The sequence below is a fragment of the Streptomyces sp. NPDC023723 genome, from assembly GCF_040639815.1.
Lineage (GTDB): Bacteria > Actinomycetota > Actinomycetes > Streptomycetales > Streptomycetaceae > Streptomyces.
The window spans coordinates 213,142-220,931 of record NZ_JBFAAP010000009.1 but is presented as its reverse complement, the minus strand read 5'-3'; the positions used below and the strand labels follow the sequence as shown (position 1 = coordinate 220,931).

At 68.8% G+C, this 7,790-nt stretch carries 6 protein-coding genes and 1 pseudogene; 4 read left to right on the top strand and 3 right to left on the bottom strand.

Features of this window, described 5'->3' with window-relative positions:
* Positions 1-96 precede the first annotated feature (96 nt).
* The 3 genes from AB0G32_RS13870 (at position 97) to AB0G32_RS13860 (ending at position 5,003) form a co-directional block, all read left to right on the top strand.
* A complete protein-coding gene (locus tag AB0G32_RS13870) occupies positions 97-2,022 on the top strand; it encodes a Helicase associated domain protein (RefSeq protein ID WP_361162350.1) in 1,926 nt (641 codons plus the stop codon).
* Between the two features lie 1,037 nt (positions 2,023-3,059).
* Positions 3,060-4,064 (top strand): DMT family transporter, encoded by a 1,005-nt coding sequence (locus tag AB0G32_RS13865; RefSeq protein ID WP_361162348.1) that lies wholly within the window; start codon positions 3,060-3,062, stop codon positions 4,062-4,064.
* A gap of 3 nt (positions 4,065-4,067) precedes the next feature.
* Positions 4,068-5,003 carry a LysR family transcriptional regulator gene (locus AB0G32_RS13860; protein ID WP_356548212.1) on the top strand — a complete coding sequence of 312 codons (936 nt, stop codon included), beginning with the start codon at positions 4,068-4,070 and terminating at the stop codon, positions 5,001-5,003.
* A 726-nt stretch (positions 5,004-5,729) separates the two neighbouring features.
* Here AB0G32_RS13860 and AB0G32_RS13855 read toward each other — a convergent pair.
* Complete coding sequence (locus AB0G32_RS13855) at positions 5,730-6,557, bottom strand: alpha/beta hydrolase (protein ID WP_361162346.1); 828 nt, start codon at positions 6,555-6,557, stop codon at positions 5,730-5,732.
* Positions 6,558-6,839: 282 nt separating this feature from the next.
* Between AB0G32_RS13855 and AB0G32_RS13850 the strand changes: the two are divergent.
* A pseudogene (locus tag AB0G32_RS13850) lies at positions 6,840-7,025 on the top strand (Tn3 family transposase); the annotation flags it as partial.
* Between the two features lie 45 nt (positions 7,026-7,070).
* Here the strand turns inward: AB0G32_RS13850 and AB0G32_RS13845 are convergent.
* Both AB0G32_RS13845 and AB0G32_RS13840 read right to left on the bottom strand, forming a co-directional pair.
* Positions 7,071-7,532 (bottom strand): Clp protease N-terminal domain-containing protein, encoded by a 462-nt coding sequence (locus AB0G32_RS13845; protein ID WP_361162344.1) that lies wholly within the window; start codon positions 7,530-7,532, stop codon positions 7,071-7,073.
* A gap of 7 nt (positions 7,533-7,539) precedes the next feature.
* Positions 7,540-7,743, bottom strand: coding sequence for a helix-turn-helix domain-containing protein (locus tag AB0G32_RS13840; RefSeq protein WP_361162342.1), 204 nt, complete (start codon positions 7,741-7,743; stop codon positions 7,540-7,542).
* Positions 7,744-7,790 lie beyond the last annotated feature (47 nt).

Here is a 7,790-nt window from a genome sequence, read left to right as displayed (position 1 = left end):
AGACCCCATCTTGATCGTATTCTCACTCCTTGCAGCACCGCAGGTCAGAGATCTACTAGAAGACCATAAGACTGCAATACAACTGAGACGACATACATGGAAGACGACCCGGAGGGCCCCTTCGGCAGCCGCTGCTTCACTTTGACCCTCTCGGAGGCGATCGACCGGGGAATCTGTGCCCCCTACCAGGTCGTATGTGTCGACGTCACCGACACCGCGCTCCAGGCCGCGCAGCTCCTGGGCGCCGAAGGCCGCTCGGCAGAGGTTCGCGGCGCCCGGCTCGCCGCGCTCCAGACCGCCCTGGTGAAGGCGTCGGCCGAGGAGGGCTTCCGCAGGACGCTCGTGTTCCACCACCAGGTCCGCGAGGCCGAAGCGTTCGCGGCCGGCCTTCCCGACGTCGCCGCGCAGCTGCACGCCAGCGACCCCGAGCTGTATCCGAAGACGATCTGGGCGGACTGGCTGTACGGCGACCACAAGCCGCTCCACCGGCGCCGGCTGCTGGGCGAGTTCGCGGCCGGGATCGCCACGGACGGCACCGTCGTGGAGAAGTGCTTCCTGTGCTCGGTTAAAGTCCTGGGCGAGGGCGTCGACACCAAGCACTGCGACTCCGTGTACTGGGCGGATGTGCGCGGCTCCACGCCGGACCTGGTCCAGGCCGTGGGCCGGGCGCTGCGGATGCAGCCGGGCGAGGGCAAGGTGGCCTCGCTCGTGGTGCCCGTGCTGCTCGGGCCGGGCGAGACGGCCGACAACATGCTGACGAGCCGGGCGTTCGGCGGGCTGGCCAAGCTGCTGGAGGCGCTGCGGGCCCACGACGCCAGGATCGTGGAGACCCTCGCGGAGCAGCAGGCTCCGAGCCGCTACAAGCCCGTCAGCAAGGACGAGAGCGGTAAGAGCACGGGCGGGAACGGCGAGGGCTCCGGAGGCGTCAGCGCCCCCGCCAAGGCCCTGCTGAAGTTCTCCACGCCCCGCGACCCGGCCGCCCTCGCCGCGTTCATCAACCTGCGCGTCCTCAACCCCGAGCACGAGCACTGGCGGCGCGGCATCGAGGCCGCCGTCCTCTACGCCCGCAAGCACGGCAACCTGAAGGTGCCGTACACGTACCGCGTGCCCGCCACCGCCGAAGACAGGCAGGAGGCGCAAGGCGCGGGGTGGCCGGCCTCGCTCGCCGGGTTCCCGCTCGGGCAGTGGACCGCCGACAACCGGCGCTTCTACGCCCGCGGCGACATGGACGAGGACCGCATCGCGCAGCTTGAGGAGCTCGGCATGATCTGGAGCCACTTCGACGTCGCGTGGGAAGAGGGCCTGTCCGCCGCGCGAGGGTGGGCGGCCGAACATGGGCACCTCCTGGCGCCGCTGGACGCCACCTACCAGGGCTACCGGGTGGGCATCTGGCTGAAGAACGCGCGGGCCGCCGCCCGCAAGGCAGCCAAGAACGAGCAGCGGCGTACCGAGGGCCTGCCAGTTCAGTCGTCGGCCGGAGCGCTGTCGCAGGCGCGGCGCGAGCAGCTCGAGGACATCGACCCATCGTGGTGCCCGAGCTGGCCGGTCACCTGGCAACGCTGCTTCCACCTGGTCCGCATGCACCTGAACGCCGGCGAGGCACTGCCCACCGCAGCGGGCGACGTCGTACGCCAGGGCGAGGACCTCGGCCGATGGGTGCACTCGGTCCGGCTCGGCTGGGACCAGCTCACGACCGTGCAGCAGTGGATGTTCGAACAGGTCCTCAGCATCGAACCCGCCACCGAGAACGAGAAACCCAAACACCGTACACAGACCGACACATGGGCCATCAACTACGCGGCCGCCAAACAGTACTACGAGCGTGAGGGGCACCTCCAGGTCCCCAGGAAGCACATCGAACGGATCGCCGTCGGCGGCGATGGAAGGGGCGGCAGCGGCGAGGACCAGGAGGAGCGGGAGCACAAGCTGGGCGCCTGGATCGGGAACCAGCGCTCCCGGGCCACAACACTGACACCGGAACGGATCGAACAACTCACCACCATCGGCATGCGATGGGCGTGACGGACATCATCGTCACCGCGGCCGCCACACCCGCCACCAGCTACCCACTCAAACAACTACACCCCTGGCAACAGCTGAGCCACTGGGCGACTGGGCGACTGGGCGACTGGGCGACCGATCAAGTCCACCACGCCAGACCGTGGATTCAGGCGAGACCGAACGCCAGTCCGCTACCCAAGACGGTCAGCGCTCGGCGATGCACTCGCCCACTGTGCTGCACGGCGAGCGAGGACGGGCGGTCCAACGCAGCCGGTCACCGTAAGGAGGGAGGCGGCCGGGCCAGCCGCCGCAACCGCGGTAGTCGGAGTGGCGTCCTCGTCAGGTCATGCGGCTTGCGGGTCTAACTACCCGATCCCGGACTGAGAACCTCGAATCGCGCTCCGCCGGTCGCGGTCGGCGTCGTCGGGAGCCTCGTGCAGCGTGAAGGTAGCGAGTTGGCGGTGCAGCGGAGAGCCCCCGGCGCGGCCGGGGGCTCGGGCGGGACTACCAGGAGCTCGGGGCGAACTTCTCGATCAGGTGGTGTCCGGTTTCAAGCAATCGAGTCGTCGTCTCAGCGAACCTAGTCGCTCGGCCTCGCCGCCGCCCTGTGCTGCTACAAACGACTCGTCCGCCTCACCACGTAGGACACGGTCTTAATGCTCAGCATCTTCAATGCCCACGGACGGGAAAGCTGTCCGTGTCACGGCAGGCTCTGGGAACGTCCGCACGGGACGGGGAATCACCGCCCCTGCCGAAGGAGACGGCCGCGTCGCCCGGACGCGCTGCCGGTCCTCAATGTGGGAGCCGCGTTCTCTCAGGCGTGCTCACGGTGCCGAGCCTCGGCGAGCCAGCGGACGCTGCGTTCCTCGGTGAGCGCCAGGGCGTGCTCGTGGCGCAGCCGCTCCAGCTCGGTCTGCAGGACCGCAGCCGAGAGGTCGCACTCGGCGTGAACCTTCCCAGTCAGAGCACTAGACGCAGCTCGACAATTAAGTATGCCTAACGGATTTTTCCCCCGAATCTAACTGGAACTTTACCTTCCGGATGGGGATGCTGACCTTATGCAGCCACGCCTCGTTTCCCCTCGCTTCCTCGCCTTGACCGGCACCGTGGTCCTGTGGGCCTCGGCCTTTCCCGCCATCCGGGTCGGGGTCGACGGTCTGGGGGTGCAGGCCCTCTCCTTCCTGCGGATCGTGATCGCTGCCATCGCCCTGCTGCTGGTGGCGCCGTTCGCGAAGGTCCGCATGCCCCGATTCCGCGATCTGCCCATGATCGTCTTGTGCGGGGCGACCGGCATCGCCGCCTACCAGCTCCTGCTCAACTGGGGCGAGGTGAACGTGGCGGCCGGGACAGCGAGCCTGTTGATCGCGATCGTCCCCGCCTTCAGCGTGCTGCTGGGAAGTCTGTTCCTCAGAGAGCGGGTGAGCCGCAACATCGTCCTCGGTAGCGTCGTCGCGCTCGCGGGCGCGGCCATCGTCAGCATGGCCAAGGGCCCCGGTGGGTTCACCGTCTCCGCCCTCGTCGTCCTGGCCGCCGCCGTCGTCCAAGGGGTATACCACGTCGCCACCAAGCCCCTGCTGCGTCACTACACCGGCCTGGAGGTCGCCACCTACGCGATGGTCGCCGGCACGATCTTCGCTCTGCCGCTGGCCCCCGCCACCTGGCACTCAACCCTGCAGGCACCGGCCGACGCCCTGGCCTGTGCGCTCTACCTGGGTCTGCTTCCCTCCGCGCTCGGCTTCGTCATATGGGCCTATGCCGTCGCTCGACTGCCGCTCGCCGCCTCCACCGCCGCCCTATACCTGGTCCCGCCGGTGGCCCTGATCATCGCCTTCGTCTGGCTGGGCGAGGTACCCCACTTCATCGAGCTGGTGGGCGGAGCGGTCAGCGTAGCGGGAGTAGTCATGATCAACCGACGCAATCAGACACAGCAGCCCCGCAGAGAACGGGAAGGTACCCCCGGCAGGACAGCGGCCGACGAGCCCGTGACCATAGACGGCGAGAACACGCGCAGTCCGCACCGCACCGTGGAATCCGTCTCCGGCCCCGGCCCGACCAAGGAGTAGACCGTGCTCGACGTACGCCGTCTGCGCATCCTTCAGCACCTCGCCGCGTACGGGACCGTCGCGGCCACCGCCGAGGCACTTCACCTGACTCCGCCCGCAGTCTCCCAGCACCTTGCCGCCCTGCAGAAGGAGGCCGGCACACCGGTGGTGGAGAAACAGGGACGTACGCTGCGCCTGACCGCAGCCGGGGAACTGCTGGTGGCCCATGCCGAGATCATCCTCGCGGAACTCGCGGCGGCCGAGTCCGGCCTGGCCGCCCTGCAGAGCGGCCGGCGCGGCATCGTGCGGATCACCGCCTTCGCCTCCGCCGCCCGCACCCTCGTCGCGCCCCTGTGGCAACGACTGGCCGACACCGATTCCACCCCTGAGCTGTCGCTGCGACTGTCCGTGCGGGAACCCGACGAAGCCCTCGACGAACTGCACAAGCGTTCCACCGACCTCGCTCTGGTCCACAGCTACACCTCGCTGCCACGCCGTTTCCCCGCCACCTACGAGCAAACTCTCCTCATGGAGGAACCGGTGCTGCTTGCCCTGCATCCCCGTCAGGCCGGCGAACTGGGCCTGGAGCCCGGCCAGCCGGTAGACCTGTCCCACGCGGCAGACCTGCCCTGGCTCACCCCGGGGCCGGAGACCTCCTGCTACGAGATGATCCAACGCGCCTGCGGCGCAGCCGGCTTCGTCCCGGACATCAGGACCCGCAGCAGCGACTTCAGCGTGCTGGCGGCCCTGGTCGCCGCGGGAGCGGGCACTGCCCTCATCCCACGCATGGCACTACCCGACACCACCGAGTTCCTCAGCCTCCACCCCTTGCTCCAGCCCCTGTCCCGCTCCATCTTCACCGTCAGCCGCGCGGGAACCAGCAAGCGCCCCGACCTACAGCGCGTACTGCAACTGCTCCACGACCCGGCCGCAATCCCCACCGCCAAACGACCTGCCTGAACGGTCATGCGCGCCCCACCGCCACGAGACCCCGGGCCGCCTGGGCCCAAGGTCTCACACGTCACCGCGCGGTCAGCGACACCAGTGGTGCCGGCCGCCCCGAGGTAGGTCTCACCCGTCACCACGAACGCATTCTCTACGAACCGGTCCACGGCAACCATGGCGGCCCGGGCCAGGGCAGGAAGCACACGCTGCTCCAGGTACCGAAGCTCGCGCAGCCAGGAGTCGGTCACCGGGCAGTACGCACCGGCGGGTCCGGCTCGCCAAGCCGCGACATCGCCACACCGCCTCCCGTCATCCGTGACGACGTGGGCACGCCGGCCGTCACGTGGCCGGCGCGACACCTCGAGGCCTGCCATCCTCCGGCATGGGGAGGTACCCGGCGGGTCAGCAGCTCGATCTCCGTGACGACGACGGAGATCCCCTCTCTGGCCTCCAAGTCCACCTCCACTCCCCGCAGAGCGGCCGTCGATTTCCCGGAAGGAGACCAGCCCGACGATCCCGTCACCGATGGGAACCACCTGCTCAACCGTCCCTCGGAGTTCCTGGCCCGCCGCGTGCATCGCCCCGCGCCGGATCCGTGCTGCTCTGGCCACCACCGCGCCGCCGCCGAAGACGCCCGGTACGAGTGCCTCTGGCGGTAGACCACCGCGTGGGCGGAACGCCGCGAGGGCGCGGCTACTGCTGCCACACCCCTGACGGCGTGCCGTGCGTCTGGTCAGCCGGTCACTTCTTGAGGAACTGGAGGAGGTCCTGGTTGAAGGCCTCCTTGTCGCCGGGGACCATGGCGATGCCGTGGGAGCCGTTGCTGTAGACCTTGAGTTCGGCGTCCGGGATGATGGCGGCGGACTTGCGGCCGGTGGCGTCGATGGGGACGACCTGGTCGTCGTCGCCGTGGACGACGAGGGTCGGGATGTCGAACTTCTTGAGGTCCTCGTGGAAGTCCGTGGGCGCGAACGCGTCGACGCAGTCAACGCCGCCCTTGATGGTCTGGGCCATGGCCATGTACCAGAAGGCGTCCTTGTTGCCCTGGGTGACCGCGTTGCCCTCGCGGTTGGCGGAGAAGAAGCCGACCGCGGTGTCCTTCCAGAACTGTGAGCGCTCCTTGAGGATGCCCGCCTTGATGTCGTCGAAGACCGACTGCGGGACGCCCTCGGGGTTGTCGGGCGTCTGCAGCATCAGCGGCGGAACGGCGGAGAGCAGCACGGCGGAGCGGATGCGTGCGGTGCCGTGGCGGCCGATGTAGCGGGCGAGTTCGCCGCCACCCATGGAGTGCGCGACGAGGGTGACGTCCTGGAGGTCCAGGTGGGTCAGGAGGTCGTTGAGGTCGTCGGCGAAGGTGTCGAAGTCGTAGCCGTCGTACACCGGGGTCGAGCGGCCGTGGCCTCGCCGGTCGTGGGCGATGCCACGGTAGCCGGCGTCGGCGACCGCCTTGAGCTGGTCCTGCCAGGCGTCGCCGTTGAGCGGCCAGCCGTGGATGAACACGACCGGACGCCCCTTCCCCCAGTCCTTGTAGAAGATCTCCACGTTGTCGCGCGTCGTCACGAAAGGCATTGCGGCTCCCTGTTCACTGTCCGGTCTCCGCACTGTCCGGGCCGTGTCCTGTCCGGGTGCGGGCAACCCTCCCGGTATCCGCTTCCGCGTCGGTCACCGACGGGCGACCCCTGCGCAGGCGCGGCGGGCAGGCGGGTGCGAGCACCCTCGCCCACAAGAATGACAAAGGTCACAAATACTCGCATTTCGTGACGACAAGCAGGTGGTGAGCCCCGGTGCCCGTGCGTGAGTGGCCTGCTAGTGCTCTGACCGCATAGGTTCGCCGGGTTGGCGGTCGTGACGTACATGGACGCTGCGGTGAAGCAACTGCGCGCGGACGGCTTCGACGTCGGCGACGAGGACGTCGCCCGCCTCTCCCCGTTCGTGCGGCACCACATCAACATGCTCGGCCGCTACTCCTTCCAGCTCCCCGACCTGCCCGGCGGACTGAGGCCCTTGCGTGATCCGGACGCCCCCGAAGACGAGTGAGACCGGCGGCCGAGAGTCCCGCCCCGCGAGAGGACGCCCCGCGTCTCAGGCGCCCGTCCGAATGCGTTCCCGGACAGCGGCGCGGTCGATGCCGAGCTCTGCCATGAGCACTGCCGCGGGATCCGGCTGCTCACAGTCGAGCAGGGCCAGCAGAAGATGCTCTGGTGTGATGCGCCGGCTGCTGGCCTTGCTCGTCTCAGCCAGGGCGCGTGGGAGGACGGCACGGGCGCCGGAGGTGAACGGGGTGCGCTTGCGTGAGGCGGGAATCGGCGGCCGCTCGATCCCCTCGATGTCGATGCCGACCGCGGCCAGCGCGGACCGGTCGAGGGCATCGAGAGCAGCACGCGCGGTTTCCAGGTCGGTTCCGAGGGCCCGGACTGCGCCGGGCTCGTGGAGCACTCCCAGGAGGAGGTGCTCGGTGCCGATGCGGCGATCGCCACGCAACGTGGCTTCGCCCAGTGCCGAAGTGACGGCCCCACGGGCACCTGCTGCGAACTGTTCGAACATGGTCGTCTCACTTCCCGTACTTGGCGTGCACGGATTGCCGGGAGACGCCGAGGGCATCGCCGATCTGTTCCCAGGACCATCCCTGCTCCCTGGCGCGTGCGACTGCTGCCGCTTCGACTTGCTCGGCCAGCCGGTGCAAGACGCCCACGGCCCGCAGCCCCACCGCGGGGTCATGCGACCTGAGGCGTTCTGAGAGATCTCCCGCTTCCATGCCTGTCAGTCTGGATTGACATTCCCTCGATTGTCAACCCAGACTGA

Bases quoted from the DNA above. Each gene is read 5' to 3' on its own strand.
- AB0G32_RS13870 (WP_361162350.1), top strand. From the start codon at position 97: ATGGAAGACGACCCGGAGGGCCCCTTCGGCAGCCGCTGCTTCACTTTG.
- AB0G32_RS13865 (WP_361162348.1), top strand. From the start codon at position 3,060: ATGCAGCCACGCCTCGTTTCCCCTCGCTTCCTCGCCTTGACCGGCACC.
- AB0G32_RS13855 (WP_361162346.1), bottom strand. From the start codon at position 6,557: ATGCCTTTCGTGACGACGCGCGACAACGTGGAGATCTTCTACAAGGAC.
- AB0G32_RS13845 (WP_361162344.1), bottom strand. From the start codon at position 7,532: ATGTTCGAACAGTTCGCAGCAGGTGCCCGTGGGGCCGTCACTTCGGCA.
- AB0G32_RS13840 (WP_361162342.1), bottom strand. From the start codon at position 7,743: ATGGAAGCGGGAGATCTCTCAGAACGCCTCAGGTCGCATGACCCCGCG.